The 16,703-nt window shown below is 36.3% G+C and carries 17 protein-coding genes and 2 riboswitches; of the genes, 6 read left to right on the forward strand and 11 right to left on the reverse strand.

All coding sequences use genetic code 11. The features are described 5' to 3' along the window. Positions 1-11 precede the first annotated feature (11 nt). The 4 genes from BG05_RS03365 to BG05_RS03380 are packed head-to-tail and all read right to left on the reverse strand — an operon-like array spanning position 12 to position 3,687. The gene (locus tag BG05_RS03365; protein WP_002169314.1) at positions 12-785 is read right to left on the reverse strand and encodes an ABC transporter ATP-binding protein; all 774 of its coding nucleotides are present in this window, start codon (positions 783-785) and stop codon (positions 12-14) included. After that, positions 782-1,792, reverse strand: a complete 1,011-nt coding sequence (locus BG05_RS03370) for an ABC transporter ATP-binding protein (protein WP_002124734.1) — start codon at positions 1,790-1,792, stop codon at positions 782-784. Before BG05_RS03370 ends, BG05_RS03365 begins: the two co-directional genes overlap by 4 nt. Further along, complete coding sequence (locus BG05_RS03375; protein ID WP_003186931.1) at positions 1,749-2,753, reverse strand: ABC transporter permease; 1,005 nt, start codon at positions 2,751-2,753, stop codon at positions 1,749-1,751. The genes BG05_RS03370 and BG05_RS03375 overlap by 44 nt, the downstream gene beginning before the upstream one ends. Positions 2,754-2,769: 16 nt before the next feature. Next, entirely contained in the window at positions 2,770-3,687 is a 918-nt protein-coding gene (locus tag BG05_RS03380; protein ID WP_002140132.1) for an ABC transporter permease, read from the reverse strand. 137 nt (positions 3,688-3,824) lie between these two features. Then, a riboswitch (SAM riboswitch) is annotated at positions 3,825-3,930 on the reverse strand. A 173-nt stretch (positions 3,931-4,103) separates the two neighbouring features. On the opposite strand from BG05_RS03380, the gene BG05_RS03385 reads away from it, so the two are divergent. Beyond that, a complete protein-coding gene (locus BG05_RS03385) occupies positions 4,104-4,319 on the forward strand; it encodes a DUF3951 domain-containing protein (RefSeq protein ID WP_000371388.1) in 216 nt (71 codons plus the stop codon). An 18-nt stretch (positions 4,320-4,337) separates the two neighbouring features. On the opposite strand, the gene BG05_RS03390 is transcribed toward BG05_RS03385, so the two are convergent. The 6 genes from BG05_RS03390 to BG05_RS03415 form a co-directional block, all read right to left on the reverse strand. Next, positions 4,338-4,841 carry a hypothetical protein gene (locus tag BG05_RS03390; RefSeq protein WP_002124728.1) on the reverse strand — a complete coding sequence of 168 codons (504 nt, stop codon included), beginning with the start codon at positions 4,839-4,841 and terminating at the stop codon, positions 4,338-4,340. Positions 4,842-5,091: 250 nt separating this feature from the next. Then, positions 5,092-6,351 carry a multidrug effflux MFS transporter gene (locus tag BG05_RS03395; protein WP_003186924.1) on the reverse strand — a complete coding sequence of 420 codons (1,260 nt, stop codon included), beginning with the start codon at positions 6,349-6,351 and terminating at the stop codon, positions 5,092-5,094. Between the two features lie 117 nt (positions 6,352-6,468). Further along, entirely contained in the window at positions 6,469-8,187 is a 1,719-nt protein-coding gene (locus tag BG05_RS03400) for a DUF3981 domain-containing protein (protein ID WP_033733706.1), read from the reverse strand. Between the two features lie 90 nt (positions 8,188-8,277). Continuing rightward, positions 8,278-8,811 carry an MFS transporter gene (locus tag BG05_RS03405; RefSeq protein WP_002091456.1) on the reverse strand — a complete coding sequence of 178 codons (534 nt, stop codon included), beginning with the start codon at positions 8,809-8,811 and terminating at the stop codon, positions 8,278-8,280. Continuing rightward, complete coding sequence (locus BG05_RS03410; RefSeq protein WP_033733704.1) at positions 8,808-10,244, reverse strand: FAD-binding oxidoreductase; 1,437 nt, start codon at positions 10,242-10,244, stop codon at positions 8,808-8,810. The genes BG05_RS03405 and BG05_RS03410 overlap by 4 nt, the downstream gene beginning before the upstream one ends. A 112-nt stretch (positions 10,245-10,356) precedes the next feature. Next, complete coding sequence (locus BG05_RS03415; RefSeq protein WP_002009840.1) at positions 10,357-11,121, reverse strand: DUF6612 family protein; 765 nt, start codon at positions 11,119-11,121, stop codon at positions 10,357-10,359. A gap of 145 nt (positions 11,122-11,266) precedes the next feature. Between BG05_RS03415 and BG05_RS03420 the strand changes: the two genes are divergently transcribed. From BG05_RS03420 to BG05_RS03435, 4 genes are all read left to right on the forward strand, one after another. Beyond that, complete coding sequence (locus BG05_RS03420; RefSeq protein ID WP_033733702.1) at positions 11,267-12,175, forward strand: NAD(P)-dependent alcohol dehydrogenase; 909 nt, start codon at positions 11,267-11,269, stop codon at positions 12,173-12,175. Positions 12,176-12,255: 80 nt separating this feature from the next. Further along, positions 12,256-12,369, forward strand: a riboswitch (SAM riboswitch). 85 nt (positions 12,370-12,454) lie between these two features. Next, a complete protein-coding gene (locus tag BG05_RS03425) occupies positions 12,455-13,267 on the forward strand; it encodes a MetQ/NlpA family ABC transporter substrate-binding protein (protein WP_000756967.1) in 813 nt (270 codons plus the stop codon). 12 nt (positions 13,268-13,279) lie between these two features. Beyond that, positions 13,280-14,320: a methionine ABC transporter ATP-binding protein gene (locus BG05_RS03430; protein ID WP_003186912.1), complete on the forward strand. Its 1,041-nt coding sequence runs from the start codon at positions 13,280-13,282 to the stop codon at positions 14,318-14,320. Next, positions 14,295-14,963: a methionine ABC transporter permease gene (locus BG05_RS03435; protein ID WP_002124718.1), complete on the forward strand. Its 669-nt coding sequence runs from the start codon at positions 14,295-14,297 to the stop codon at positions 14,961-14,963. The genes BG05_RS03430 and BG05_RS03435 overlap by 26 nt, the downstream gene beginning before the upstream one ends. Before the next feature lie 48 nt (positions 14,964-15,011). Here BG05_RS03435 and BG05_RS03440 read toward each other — a convergent pair whose 3' ends face one another. Beyond that, a complete protein-coding gene (locus BG05_RS03440) occupies positions 15,012-15,788 on the reverse strand; it encodes an SDR family oxidoreductase (RefSeq protein ID WP_002124715.1) in 777 nt (258 codons plus the stop codon). A 374-nt stretch (positions 15,789-16,162) separates the two neighbouring features. Between BG05_RS03440 and BG05_RS03445 the strand changes: the two genes are divergently transcribed. After that, on the forward strand, positions 16,163-16,669 hold the full coding sequence (locus BG05_RS03445; RefSeq protein WP_002124713.1) for a DoxX family membrane protein: 507 nt from the start codon (positions 16,163-16,165) through the stop codon (positions 16,667-16,669). Positions 16,670-16,703 lie beyond the last annotated feature (34 nt).

The raw sequence follows: 16,703 nt of genomic DNA on the forward strand, positions 1-16,703 counted from the left end.
TACATTCTCCTTTAACCTGAAATTTTTGGTGTTGATGCTAATAATGTTTTTGTATAAGAATGTTGTGGATTACGGAATACTTCGTCCGTATATCCAAATTCAACAAGTTCTCCTTTGTATAAGACAGCCACTTTTTCACATAAATAGTGAACCATCGGTAAATCATGCGCGATAAATAAATATGTATAGCCTTGTTCCTTTTGAATCTTTTGCAACAAGTGCACAATTTGGATTTGAAGTGAAACATCTAATGCTGAAATTGGTTCATCAAGGATTAAAACTTCTGGCTCACATAATAACGCTCTTGCAATAGCAATACGTTGACGTTGTCCGCCGCTAAATTCGTGTGGATAGCGATCAATATATCGTCTATCTAATCCAACACGCTCTAGTGCATCACCTGCGACTTTATCTTTCAATCCTTTATCGCCTAAACCGAATGAAATATAGCCTTCTGTTACAATATCGCGTACTTTCCAGCGCGGATTTAATGCCGCTGTGGAATCTTGAAAAATGAACTGTACTTTCTGTAAGAAATCCCGCTTATGAGCTGACTTCAGCTTGTGAACAACTTGACCGTTATAATCAATTTCACCAGACGTTGGACGCTCGATCCCAGCTATGAGCTTACCAAGTGTTGTCTTTCCAGAACCACTTTCCCCAATAATGCCAAGCGTTGTTCCTTTCGGGATAGAAAGTGATATATCTTTTAAAGCTGCGATTTCTTTATTTTTACTTCCATACGTTTTCGTTACTTGCTTTACAGTAATTAAATCTGTCGTCATGAGGCATTCACCTTCTCTTTTGATTTCGCTTTATTATGCTCCAGAATATGTTGCCAGCAATGTGAGCTATGCTCCTCAGAATATGTCGTTCTCTCTGGGAAGCGATGAATACATTCTTTTATCGCTACTGGGCAACGATTTACAAAAGGACAACCAAAGCTATTTAATGTTTCAATGGAAGGTGTCGTTCCTTCTATAGCACGTAATACTTTTTCGGAATCATCCATATTCGGAATTGCTTGTAATAAACTTTTCGTATATGGATGCTTAGGTGAACCTATTACTTCTTGTATCGTCCCTTTTTCAACGACACGTCCTCCGTACATTACCACTACTCGATCAGCTACTTCACGTACAAGTGCCAAATCATGTGTAATTAATAAAATACTCGTATTTTGTTTTTCTTTTCTTGCTTTTAACAACTCCATAATTTGCTTTTGAATCGTTACATCTAATGCTGTTGTAGGTTCATCTGCAATAACAAGCTTTGGGTGACAAGCAAACGCAATTGCTAAACAAATACGCTGCCTCATCCCCCCACTTAATTGATACGGGTATTGTTCAAAGCGTTTCTCTGCTTCATGTATCCCTAAATCATTTAGTAAGTTAATCGCAATTTCTTTCGCTTCTTTTCTCGATTTCTTTTCATGTTGCAAAATTACTTCTGCAATTTGTTTGCCTACCTTCATCGTTGGGTTTAAAGATGAAAGCGGATCTTGAAAGATAAAGGAAATATCTTTCCCGCGAATTTGATTCCATTCTGATTCTTGTAAACCAGTTAATTCCTTTGATTTGAAAGATACATTTCCATCATCAATATGAATTGATTCTTGATTTAAGCCGATAATAGATTGTGCTGTAACACTTTTCCCTGAACCACTTTCTCCGACAAGTGCAACTATTTCACCTTCGTTAATAGAAAAGGAAACATGCTTCACAATCGCTTGCTTACTATTCTCTTTTTCAACGGCCAACGTTACGTTTTCTAAAGATAAGATTTGTGCCATGTTTTTTCTCCTTTCGATTACGTTTTACGATTTTCGGATCAATTGCATCTTGCAAACCATCACCAATCGCATTAAATGCGAACATGATGAATGCAATCATGATTGCCGGGAAGAATAGTTGCCACCATTCTCCGCTTAGTAACGTCCCAAGTGCATCGTTCGTCATCGTGCCCCAGCTTGCCGCCGGTGATTGTACTCCAAGTCCGATAAAGCTTAAAAATGATTCTGAGAAAATAGCTGCTGGAATGGTAAATGATAAATTTACCATAATAATCCCTGTTAAGTTTGGAATTAAATGCCCATATATAATTTTCATATGAGGTGTACCTAATCGCTCTGCTGCGATAACAAATTCTCTTTGTTTTAAAGACAAGACTTGCGCTCTAATGAGGCGTGCCATGCCAATCCATCCCGTCAATGCAAGGGCGATAATAATTGTAAAAAGGCCTGGTTTCATAACAATTAATAGTAAAATAACAATTAACAAATATGGAATACCGTATAACACTTCAATCCCTCTTATAATCCACTCGTCAATTAACGTTCCAAGACGATTACGTCCTCTCACATATCCACTAAAGCCACCAATTAGTACACCTAGCCCAATATCAAGAGCTGCTGCCACTAATCCAACTGTTAGTGAAATTTTCCCTCCAGCCCAAGTACGCGCCCATATGTCTCTTCCTAAATCATCTGTTCCGAACCAATGCTCACTACTAGGTGGTAAGTTTGTTGCTTCTTTTACTTGTTCACTCGCAGTAAATGGTGTTAAACTTTCGCCAATAAGCGAGAAAACAATAATTAGTAATAACGTCACTGCCCCTAAAACTGCTATAGGGTTTGATATAAATTTGCGAAACACTTCCTTTTTTCGGCTAATCGTTTGCTGATCTTTATTTATCGTTAATTCTTTTTTCTCTTCATTCGTCAATAACTGGTCATTAATTTCATAAGCCCCCATTTAAACATTCCCCTCCTTACGTAATAGAACGAATGCGCGGATCAACAATACGGTGAATGATGTCTGTAATAAAGATACATACAATTAATAGCGCACTATAGAAAATGGTTGTTCCCATAATTACCGGATAATCTCGGTTAAAAATACTATCTACAAAATATTTTCCTAAACCAGGAATTGAAAAGATTTTTTCAATAACGAAAGTTCCTGTTAAAAGTCCAGCCATTAATGGGCCAACAAATGTAAGCACCGGAACAATCGCATTTCGAAGAGCATGTCTTATAATGATTTTCTTAATTGGTATACCTTTCGCTCTCGCTAGCTTAATATAATCACTCTGCAACACTTCAATCATATTAGAGCGAACAAATCTTGTAATAACCGCGATTGGTCCTAACGCTAATGCGAAGGAAGGTAATACAGTATGCTCGAAGGTTCCCCAAGACGCCACTGGTAGTAATTCAAATTGGATGGCGAATACTTGTATAAATAGTGGCGCTAAAATAAAACTAGGAATAGAAATACCGAGAATCGCAAGCAAGCTCACACTATAATCAATCACTTTCCCATGATATAGCGCGGCAAATGTACCTGCGGCAATTCCGACTAACAATGAAATAACAAGTGCTTGTAAACCAATAATTGCCGATGGTCCAAAACCAGTTGTTATAATTTCCGATACACCTTGACCTGTCGATTGAACAGATTCGCCAAAATCAAAATGAACTACCCCATCCAAATAAGCAACATACTGATTCCATAACGGTTCATCAAGGTGATACTTCGCTCTCATGTTTTGTATTACTTCTTCAGGAAAGATTTTCGCATCTGATGAAAACGGATCACCTGGAATAATATGCATAATTAAAAATGTTACTGTCGTAATGACCCATAGCGTGAATACCATAACCGATAGTTTTTTAATAACATACACTTCAATAACCCCCTAAACAAATGAATTTACTTTGTTTTATTGACATATTTGTTGCCATTACTCCTTCTCTACTTCTTAAAACACAAAAAGCCTTGATCTTAAAAAATAAGATCAAGGCTTAATAAACGAAGGCCCATCACTTATCTTTCAAGACTTGCTTGCTGGAATTAGCACGGTGTTCCTGTTACAGAACCCGCTGCTGAGGTGTCATAGGGCCAGTCCCTCTACCTCTCTGGATAAGTAAATTGCTATATTATTATTTGGTTCAAATTGTATATTTTGAATTATAATTCTGAAAAAATGAAAAGTCAATCAAATTGGATATATTTAGAAAAATCAGTTTTTTATTATATTAGTTATTGAAATTACAATCTTTCGCTTATAATAAAAAGAAATTGTATTAAAGGAGTTATAAGATGGATCCACTACTTCTGGCTACTATAGGATTGCCATTAACAATCGTCATACTCGTCATCATCGGCTTCTATAAACTCTTCATTAAAAAGAAAAGCATCACTTCTTTTTACACTCCATTCGATAATATTACTGGACAAACAATTTCAGAATTTCACGAAGAACAGAAGATATTAGTATCCGAGGATGAAGACGGAGATGGTAAAAAGAAAAAATAACCTTGCGCATGCGCAAGGTTATTTTTTCGCCTCTGTTTGAAAGCGTTTATAGTATGTCGATGCTGTTGAAAAATTAATTTCTATATCACGAATCAACGATGAATCTTCTTCTTTAGCTAACTTCTGTAATTTTTTCATCGCTTGTTCTGCTTCATTTAAGAAACCAACATATAGTTCATGTTCGTCCTCTTTCGACTTCGGCACACGAATTTCTTTACGCATATGATCAATATCTTCTAACATGCCCGTCGTTACCTTCTGCACGTCTTCTTTATATTTAGCATCCGTTATTTCCTTACCGCCCTTTTCTTTTGCCACTTCCCATAACTGTAATGCTTTATTAATTTCTTTGTTCATCTTCATATCATATTTTTCATGTATTTCGCGATACACTTTCATCTCTTCTGTTTGTTCAGTAGATTGCTCTACCTTTTCTTTCGGTTCTTTCGTATCTTTATTTCCATTACACCCTGCTAGAAGGAGCATACTTCCCATTACAGCAATACCCAAAACCTTCTTCATCTCTTCTTCTCCTTTTATCTACAGCTATTACTCATTATAGTTTCTTTTATCTCCACTTGTTATTATACCGAGAACACCCTACTTTTTACACTTAAGACGAGCTCTTAATATACACACCAACATTTTTGTCACAGTATCGTCACTTTATGCAAATAACTTTTGCATCACCTTACAACACTGTATAAGTTATTTCAAAGAAATGAAAAAAGAGCTGATTCAACACATGTTTGAATCAGCTCTTTTTTATAAATTAAGCCTCTAAATTTTGTCTTTGTTGCAGTTCAAACTGCTTCTCACTTCTTCTGGCCATAAATAGATAACATAACACAGCACCAATTTCACAAAGCGCTATCACAACCCCCATCGGTAATGCGGTATTGCTTCCGCCAATACCTACTAATGGTGCAACAAGTGCTCCTGAAATGAACTGTAATAAACCTAGTAAAGCTGATGCTGTTCCTGCTGCTTGTTTTTGATTTCTCATCGCTAACGAGAAGCCGGTTGTTGATACAACCCCAACACTTGATACAACAAGAAATAGCGAGCATAAAACACCGATTAGCCCTATTCCTAATACGATTGTAAGTAGTAATGATAGACCGCCAACAGCCGCAATAATAATACCAGCAACAAATAAAGTTTTCTCATTAACTTTCCCTGCTAAACGGCCCGTAACCTGACTAGCAATAATAATACCGATACCGTTAATCGCAAAGAATAAGCTAAATTGCTGTGGTGATGCTCCGTATATGTTCTGCAACACAAACGGTGAACCAGAAATATAAGCAAACATTGCAGCTGTTACTAATCCTTGCGACAATGCATACCCCATAAATAAACGATCTTTCAGAAGCTTTCCGTATGTTGCAAGCGTTCCTGATAATCCACCTGTCTCTCTTTCTTCAGGAGGTAATGTTTCACGTAATACGAAAGTAGCTGATATTAGCATGAATACACTAATTGCTCCAAGAACGATAAAAACGCCGCGCCATGATGTGAACTGTAATAATTGCCCTCCAATAATCGGCGCCAAAATAGGCGCTGCTCCGTTTACTAACATAAGCAGTGAGAAAAACTTCGTCATTTCAGAACCTGAATACATATCACGTACCATTGCACGTGATATAACGATACCAGCAGATCCTGAAGCACCTTGTAAGAAACGTAAAAGCACTAAACTCCAAATCGATGGTGCAACAGCACAAAGTAAAGAAGAAGCAACATAAATAATAAGAGCGATAATAAGAGGTTTGCGTCTTCCGTAAATGTCACTAATTGAACCAATAAATAACTGCCCTACTGAAAGCCCAAGCAGACAAGCAGTTAATGTAAGCTGCGCGAGGGATGCACCCGTTTGTAAATCATCCGTTAACTTTGGTAAAGAAGGCAAATACATATCAATAGATAATGGCCCAATTGCCGTAAGTGTCCCTAATACAAGAATCATCCATAACCTGTTTGTCTTTACAGGTTTATATATTTCGTGATTAACTCCATTCACTTTTTCCATTCACCCTTTCATATAAACACTTAATCGTAACAATTATAGTTACAACATGAATATACGTCAAGTATACCGTATTTTCCTGTTTAATAATGTAAAAAAAGCGATAGAATCTCTATCGCTTTACTTTTTCAAATTACTATTTGTAAATTTAGATACAGATGCCATCATTTCTCCTGTGTCTAAATATGTGATTTGAATTGGATCTCCTACTTCTGTAAACATTGCATATGGGAATTTATTCGCCGGTACCATGAATACTTTTTGCTCGTTTTCTAATAGTACGTACACAATCGTATTTTCACCTGATTTTTCTTTATACACACGTTGTACAGTACCTTCTTTTTGCGCTTCTTTCCCATTTGAAGTCGGTCTAAATGAATCACCACTTCCGCTCAGCGCATTTTTATAATTCTCAAGTGCTTCTTTTTGCGTTGAACCTGTTGCAAACACTTTTGCATTAGAAGCATATATGACAGTATGAGCACGTACTAATCCTCCGTCATCAATAACAGGTACAATCCAAGAAGGTTTACCGTACACGTTATAAATAACCGGCATCGTTCCGTGCCATTTCTCTCTCTTAAAGGAATTATCCACTACTTCTGTAGCAGCCGAACCATCCATAATTCCCTTTACTTCTTTTCCATTATAGTAATACAACTTACCTGTACGCGCATCAATAAGCGAATAGCCTAGTGCAGAATCTACTCCTTCTTTCGGAGAGGTGAAATCAGTAAAATAATATAACGTTCCGTCCTTACCGAAGATTGGTGTAACTCCTTCTTTCGTTCCCCACTCAGTCGGAATCTTCATATCCGTTTGTGAGAATTTTGTATTCCAAAATCCGTGAATATATTTACCAAAATACGTATTTAATGTAGATGCAGTCTCGTGATTTAATACGCCATCAACGAATTTAGGTGCCTTTCCTTTGTCGTATCTTTTCACTTCACCTGTTTGTGCGTCTACTACTACAACACCTTCTACTTCAAATCCAGATCTTCCTGAAATAAATTCACCATACGTCATTGTATAATACGGTTTCCCTTTATCATCAACTTCAAATTTTGGTTTCCCTTTAAAAACTAAATCTGGCTCTGCTTTTCGAACGACACGTTCTAATTTATTACCGAAAAACATGCTTGGCACATATTTCATTTTATAACCAAGGTGCAGTTTCGCTTCCGCATCAGGATTCGTACCTGACATCGTTACGTACCCTGGAATTGTCTCAGCTTTACGTGCTTTAAAAAATCCTGAAACTTCAATTGGTGCTACATATAAGGCCTCGCCATTTACCATTTGTGGCGTTAATTCTCCTAACTCAAAATAAGCTACTTTCGGAATATCCCCAAATACTTTTTTCATCTTATTCTCCGCTGTCTTTGGCGGCACTGTAAACGGCTGATCATTTTCAGTAAATGGCTCTGAAATATCTTTCTCGATCTTCACAACAGAATCATATTTTTTTTGCGTGATTACTATATCGTGCAAATAACCAAAATAGCCGTAACTTGCGAGTAAAACAAACATTAGAAGTCCCTTTAACGTACCTTCTAATTTCCCTACCTGCTCTTGTGAGAATAAAACAAGCCCAATTAAAATCGCTACTGCAACAGAATAATGAGTAAGAATAGAATCTGCTCGATCATCAATTAGCCAGAAATATTCATAGATTGCAATACCTATCCAAAATAAAACAGGAATAACTAAAATAGATGATTTCTTACCCTTTACAACTTTCTCATTTCCTCCTTTATCCACCGCGCGAATTTTATTACCGCTTCTAGTCCATGGAATCAAAAACAAAGTGAGAATAGCTAAAACTATAAATTTCATCAAAGGCAATGTCCCCTTTTCTTTTGTCTTCTCCATAAGTATAACAAATAAAGGGTAATCAGGTAAAAATGGGAATGGAAATACTTTTAATTACTTATCACCGCGGCTTAATACAAATCCACTAACTACATATAAAACTGAAGCAATGTAAAAAATAGTCCCTATCGTAAAGAAATCCACTAGGTAACCAGTTGCAATTATAGCTACTCCGCCCCCAATTGATGTCCATACATGGTATTTTCCAATTTCGTAACCAGCTTCCTTATGCGCTACCTTTCGTGCTAACGATGTCTTCTCCGTATTACGCTGCACAGCACCTAAAATACCCATTAAAATTTGGAGAATGTATACATGCCAAACTTCTGTTGCAATAGGGAAAAAAAGCATTAATATAGCCATGGACCATGCGTATATAATTAATAACTTTCTATCACCTACCCTATCAGAGATTCTTCCAACTAACGGATATACTAGAGCTGAAGTTAAGGCAAATAAGCCGTACGCCCAGCCAAATTGCGAGAAACTATTTCCTACATTTCGAAGCAATAGTATATAAAAAGGAAATACCATACTACCCGCCATCATAATAATGCTTTGTGAGGCTACAAATCTTCTATATGTCATTTGCTATACTCCTTATAAAATAAATTCACAAACCTTTCCTCTGGGTCTACTTCCTTCTTCTTCTGAAGGAATTCTTCTATGCGAGGATACGCTTTCTTTAGTTGCTCCTTTTCCGGATAAGAATAATACGGTAAATAATAACTTCCATTATGCTTTAACGTAACATCAATCATCTTTTGAATGACCACTTTTGTTTTCTTTATTTCATCTTCAGAACGCCCTTGATTAATTAGAAGCACAAGCGCAAACATATCATCTTTCGCATAAGATAGCACCGCATTCTCATTCTTTTCTACATAGCGGATTGTAATGTTAAGAAGGTTTAATTCCTCTTCATTTAAAACGCTTCGCAAATCATCTATATACGCTGCAAAACCATCTATCGGTACAAAGTACTCTTGTAAAACTTCGGTCAAGTTTGGATTATCGTATTCCATAAAAGTACTATCAGATCTCATTACGTTATTTCGCGTTTCGTACTTACCATCTGTACGTTCAAAATAACCTCTTTGTATGTCCCAAAATGCGCCCTTTCCCCAGTCACTATAACGTGATAACCCGAGCAAAAATTTCGGCGTAGCTATAATATTTTCTTCTTTTAATTTGCTGTACTCTTTCAACTTCTGTTGATCTTCTGCCAGTACATAATCTGTCACATACATCTCTTTTAAAAATGAATTTGGGGCAACAGAAATACGTGCTAAATGCATACGTATATTCTCATCCCTTCGCACTTTATTCTTAAAGTATGAAGAGTATTCTTTATAATCTAGTACTTTCGTATGCGTTTCATACAATTCATCGTTTGTTAACTGTAGCGTCACATCTAAAATCACACCAAATAATCCATATCCCCCAATTACATACGGAAACAAGTCAGCATTTTCTTCTCTATTTACATTACGCACCGTACCATCTGCCATTAACAATCTGAACGACTCTACTGTATCAATCAATGCTTCATGACGAATATCACGCCCATGTACATTTACACTTAATGAACCACCAACAGTAAAAATATTTTGAGATTGCATCACTTGAACTGCAAGACCATATGGATTGATTTTCTTTTGAATGTCATTCCATGTGACACCGCTTTGCACCCTAATCCTCTTCTTCTCCGGATCGAATTCTAATATTTCATTATATCCTTTCATATCAAGCATCGTACCGTTCGGATAATACGTCTGTCCGCCTTGGCTATGTTGCATACCTGCAATAGAAATCTTCTCTCCAGAAACATTTGCATCTTGCACTAACTGTTTTAATGAACGTTCATCCTCAGCATTTTCAACACGTTTAATTTTCGTTGGAAGCAACTTTCCTACATCGCTCATAATAGGATGTTCTAGTTGCTCTTTATATGTATTTATAGATGTCGCAAGCAACACTGTATAAGCTACAATGACCACCGCTATCTTTCTTTTTTTCAAATGACACTCTCCTCTTCCACAGTTTTCCCTCTTCATATTGTACCTATTTTCCTAAGAAGAAAGTATAAAAAAGAGAGGGCACCTTATTTTAGGTCCCCCCTGATCAAAACTGTTACTTTGCTGCCGGCAATTGTATTGGGTCAAACTTTTCGTACGACGTATATTTTGCATTCGTAATAATGTGTGCCTTATCCTTACCATTACTACTCATAATCATATCTATCTTCGCTGATTCATATTTAAAATCTTTTGTAATGATATATTCTGCATCCACTTCTTCTATCTTCGCATTTTGTGCTTGTAACATTTTCTTCTGCGTTTCATCCATGCTAGTTAACATACTTTCTGTTTCTTGCCCTTTTAATGTAAATTTCAGTTTATATTTATCTCCGCTTTTCTCCATCTTCATTTTATCTAAAACTACTGCTGGTACTTCTAAATTATCTATAATATCTTGAGTCGCTTTCATTCCACCAGCGTTTAATTGCTCCTCTGGTACGGTTATAACTTCTCCTGTATTAGGGTTTTTCACCTCACCAGCAACTTTACCATCCACAGTATACACTACAACATCTGTACCAGAAATATTCATTTCAGAACGAGAATTCTTTGTCTTTGGCTCTAATTGCATCTTAGCCTTTAATATATCCATCTCTGTTCCCTCAGCTTTTAACCCTACATCATATGTCATCGTTACATTTTCTTCATTTTTAAAAGCTTCGTTCGTTTTCTTGAAAACATCCTTCGCTTCTAATTCCTTTTCTTTTTGCATGGCTTCTTTTTTCGGTTCATCAGTCTTTGTTGTTTTCTCATTGCTACACCCTACCCCTAGACTGATTGCAAGCACTAAACTTGAAATAATAATAGTTTTTTTCATAATGTCGCCCCCTTTCCCAAAATAATATCACCTCTTTTCCTACGAAATCTATATAATTTTTAATCTTTATTCGCTATATAGCGACATGTTTAATGAAGGTTTTAAATATGATGTAAATAACAACAACTCATTTCAGGAGGTCATTATGAAGGCGATCATTTGCACACAGTATGGACCACCTAACGTTCTTCAGCTTCAAAATATAGAGAAACCTACACCTAAAAAGAACGAAGTATTAATTAAAATTCACGCAACAAGTGTAACGACTGGAGATTGTAGAATACGCGGCTTTAATAGCCCCCTCTTATTTTGGATTCCTATGAGGATCATATTAGGTTTCAGAAAACCGAGAAAACCTGTACTCGGCGTAGAGTTATCCGGTGAAATCGAAGAAGTAGGAACAGATGTAACTCAATTTAAAAAAGGTGATCCAATTTTTGCATTAACAGAACTAAACCTCGGTGGTTATGCCGAGTACACATGCGTACATGAAAGTGGATTAATAACATTAAAACCTACCAATGTGACGTATGAAGAAGCGGCAGTTATTCCTTTTGGCGGAACTTCAGCATTACATTTCCTGAGAAAGGGCCGTATAAAAAAAGGGCAACAAGTGCTCATATATGGTGCCTCCGGATCAGTAGGAACAGCTGCTGTACAACTTGCTAAATATTTCGGCGCGACCGTTACGGCTGTTTGTAGTAATTCAAATTTTGAACTCGTGCAATCTTTAGGAGCTGATAAAGTAATTGATTATACGAAAGAAGATTTTACTAAGCAAGGCAAATGCTACGATATTATATTTGATGCAGTTGGGAAGTATAAACAATCCCTTTGTACAAATACATTAACACCCAATGGAAAATATGTATCTGTTAATGGAATGATGGCCAAGGTAAGTAAAGAGGATATGATTCTATTAAAAAAACTAGTCGAAACGGAAAAACTAAAGCCCGTTATTGATAGAACTTACCGATTAGAAGAAATTGCTGAAGCTCATATGTATGTGGAAAAGGGACATAAAAAAGGGAACGTTTCGATTACCTTAAAATAAAATATATTCAGAAAATAATATTGACAATTCTTTTTGTAAGATTTACTATTAGTACCATATTAAAAAACTACATACACATACTCTTATCAAGAGTGGCGGAGGGACTGGCCCGATGATGCCCGGCAACCGAGCTTATAACGTATAAGCTAAGGTGCTAATTCCTGCAGAACGATTTTCGTTTTGGAAGATAAGAGAGGAACCTATTTCGTCTATTCGGCACCTCTCTTATTTTTGAGAGGTGCTTTTTATTTTGGAACGTATATTAAGGGGGAATTATAGATGAAAAAGGTGTTATTAAGTATTGTAAGTGGAGCGGTATTATTGTTAGGTGCATGTGGTGCTAATTCTGATAAAGAGGTAAAAGCATTAGATGAGAAAAAGATTACTGTCGGCGTAACGGGTGGACCGCATGAACAAATTTTTGAAAAGGTAAAAGAAGTGGCAGCAAAAGATGGTCTCGAAATTGATGTAAAGGTATTTAATGATTATGTAGCGCCAAACGTATCTTTAGATGAAAAAAGCCTCGATGTAAATAGCTATCAAACTAAATCTTATTTAGACGTATTTAAAGCTGAACGCAACATGAAATTAACTGAAGTATTTTCCACAGTAACATTCCCTATGGGTGTATATTCTAAAAGCTTAAAAGATGTAAAAGAATTAAAAGAGGGCGATGCAATCGCTGTCCCAAATGATCCAACAAATGAGCTTCGTGCTTTAAAGCTATTTGAAAAAGCAGGTGTTTTAAAGGTTGATCCAAAAGCTACAGAAAAAGCGACTGCAAAAGATGTAATTGAAAACCCGAAAAATTTAAAGATTGTTGAATTAGAGGCATCTCAATTACCAACACAGCTAAGTGAAGTAAAGGCAGCTGCAATTAATACAAACTTTGCATTAGGTGCAAAATTAAGCCCAGCGAAAGATTCTATTTTCCGCGAAGGAAAAGATTCACCATATGTGAATTGGGTCGTTGTTCGTACTGAAAATAAAGATGATGCTGTTGTTAATAAATTAAAGAAAGCTTATCAATCTAAAGAAGTAAAAGATTTCATTGAGAAAAAATTCGATGGTTCTGTTTTACCGTCTTGGTAGGAGCTGACTATAATGATTGAATTAAAAAACGTCTCCAAAGTATTTACAACAAAAAAAGGGAATGTTGAGGCTCTTAAATCAACTTCCCTTAAAGTAAAAAAGGGCGAAGTATTTGGAATCATCGGATATAGTGGCGCTGGTAAAAGTACATTAATCCGTTGTGTAAATTTATTAGAAAAACCAACGACAGGAGATATCATTATAAATGAACAAGAGTTAACAACCTTATCGACAAAAGAACTCGCAAAGGCGAGAAAAAAGATCGGCATGATTTTTCAAGGATTCAATTTACTTAAAACCGTTACCGTTTATGAAAATATCGCACTACCCTTACGTCTATCTGGTCTTCCCAAAAATGAAATTGAAAAAAGGGTAGAAAAGTATTTACGCATTGTTGATCTCTTTAATAAAAAAGATGCCTATCCAAGTGAATTATCTGGTGGTCAAAAACAACGTGTAGCGATCGCTCGCGCACTATCTCATGAGCCTGAAGTTTTATTAAGTGATGAAGCAACGAGCGCATTAGATCCGGAAACGACTGATTCTATTCTTGATTTATTATTAAAGATCAACGAAGAAATCGGAATTACGATTTTGCTAATTACACACGAAATGAATGTCATCCAGCGTATTTGTGACCAAGTTGCTGTAATGGAACATGGATCTGTCGTTGAAAGTGGAACAGTGAAGGACATTTTTACAAATCCACAACATGTAACAACGAAGAAATTTGTAAATAGCGCGTTTGCAGCTAAAATTCCAGAAGAGGTACAGAAAGAACTACAAAGCACCGGGGTAATCGTAACACTTTCATTTATAGGAACCGCTTCAGGAGAACCAGCGTTAGCTGTCGCTACAAAACGTTTCCACGTATATCCTAATATTTTATCAGGCAATATTACACAGTTAAAACATGAGGCATATGGAAAACTGATCGTTCATATGCAAGGTGAAAAAAGTGAAGTACACCGTGCCTTATCATTTTTACAAGAACAAGGGATCATCGTAGAAGGAGGTAGAACAGATTATGGGAAACAAGTCCTTTTTGGATGAGTGGGGTAACGTAATATGGGAAGCAACAATTCAAACATTTCAAATGACATCTATTTCACTACTTATCTCTATTCTTATTGCATTACCACTCGGTGTCACACTTGTTTTAACGAGACCTGGTGGACAGCGAGAAAATAAAATTATCTATCCTATTCTTAATACAGTTATTAATATCATTCGTTCTCTTCCGTTTATCATTCTATTATTCTTCATTTTACCTTTTACAAAGTTTCTAATGGGAACGTCCATTGGCGTGCAAGGTGTTATCGTACCACTTGTTGTCTTCACAGCCCCTTACATTGCCCGTTTAATGGAAACTGCTTTATTAGAAGTGGATCGCGGTGTCATTGAAGCATATCAAGCAATGGGAGTCTCTACTTTAAAAATCATTTGGCACGTTATGGTTAAAGAAGCTCGCCCGTCTCTCGTACTTGGATTAACAATCGCAACGATCGGCTTAATCGGTGCAACAGCAATGGCTGGACTTGTCGGTGCTGGCGGCCTTGGTGATTTAGCATATCGATTCGGACATTTACGCTACGAACCTGAAGTAATGTATGCAACCGTCTTTATTTTGATTATCCTCGTTCAAGGATTACAGTCTTTAGGGAATGGTGTTGCACGAAGATTGAAGAAAGATTAAAAAGAAGGTATCTCATTGAAATGAGATACCTTCTTTTTAATTATAAAATTATCTCTTAAATCCACCTTCTGAATGAATAACTTGCCCTGTAATCCATTCGGCTTCTTCGCTCACTAAAAACTTAATAAGTCTTGCTGCATCCTTTGGCTCACCAATTCTGCCGAAAGGAAACATCGGTCTTAATCCTTGCTTTATCTCCTCAGTCATCCATCCTGTACTAGTTGGACCTGGATTAATTGCATTCACTGTTATCCCTAAATGGGCCACTTCCGCTGACAACGTACTAGTAAGAGCGTCAATTGCTCCCTTCGTTGTTGCATACGCTAATTCTCCTGCCATAGGTCCTTTAAATTGTCCCGACGTCATATTCACAATTCTACCACCAGATTTCTTATCAAAACCTTGGGCAAATTGACTACTTAACAATGTAGTCGCACGAACATTTACCATGTAGTGCTTATCTAGTTCTTCAGCAGTCAAATTAGAGAAATCATTATTTGTAGAATATGCTGCATTATTAATTAATATATGAGGGTACCCTAATTGTTCAGTAACTTTATTTATAAGCTGATTTGATGCATCATTCTGAGTTAGATCTAACTCCATGCTCGATACTTTGACACCATTTTGTATCAACTTTTCTTTTAATTGTATTTGTTCATTTTTATCAACGCCCCAAGGCATCTCTTTATCGTATTCTGTCCAATACGTAAAAAATATATCGTATCCAGCCTCTGCTAACTCCGTGCAAATAGCTGCTCCTATACCGTCTAGACGACTTACACCTGTAACAACTGCTACTTTATTTTTTAATTGATTCATCATATACTCCTCCAAAGTTAAAGGACGCATATTTTATATCAGAGATATAAATTTCCCCACATAGGCATCTATCCTTACAAAAGGGATGTACAAAACAAATATGCATTCCTTGAATGATTTATAGGTAGCTAAATAAACCCTCACTTACGAGAGAAAAATTCATCTATCTAATTTCTAATCATTACAAGTTCATCCACATATCTATTCTTTGCCTCCTTTTGATATATCTCCATTATTAGTCTACCAAAATAGATGAAATGTTACAAACAATAAAACAATTACTCCTAACCTATTTTTGTTCACATTTCCTCCATTGTGAATTTATTCACAATGGATATATAATAAACATGTAAATACAATACATTGGAGGGATTTCAATGGTTATCAATTTTTTAAGAACTGATAAACGCGCTACTTTCATATTATTATTTTTACGACTTTACATAGGATATGCATGGCTTGCTGCTGGAATAGGAAAAGTTTTTGGACAATCTTTTGACGCAAGTGGTTTTCTAAAAGGAGCTATCGCTCAAGCATCAGGTGCCCATCCTGCAGTACAAGGTTGGTGGGCAGATTTTCTTCAACATTTTGTTCTTCCAAACGCAGACCTATTTAGCTTTTTAGTTCAATGGGGAGAAATTTTAGTAGGGCTAGGTTTGATTTTAGGTGGATTAACAAAAACAGCTGCATTTTTCGGCATCATAATGAACCTTTCATTTTTATTAAGCGGAACTGTTAGTGTAAACCCAAACCTGCTTATTTTAACTATGTTCATTTTAGTTGCAGGACAGAATGCTGGACGTATTGGATTAGATGGTTATGTTTTCCCAAAACTTTTCAAAAAAAATAACCGTGAAGCATATAAATTAAGTAAAACTGCATAAGAATAGTTCATCTTTTAAATATAAATAAGGAAAG

The sequence above is a fragment of the Bacillus mycoides genome, assembly GCF_000832605.1.
Lineage (GTDB): Bacteria > Bacillota > Bacilli > Bacillales > Bacillaceae_G > Bacillus_A > Bacillus_A mycoides.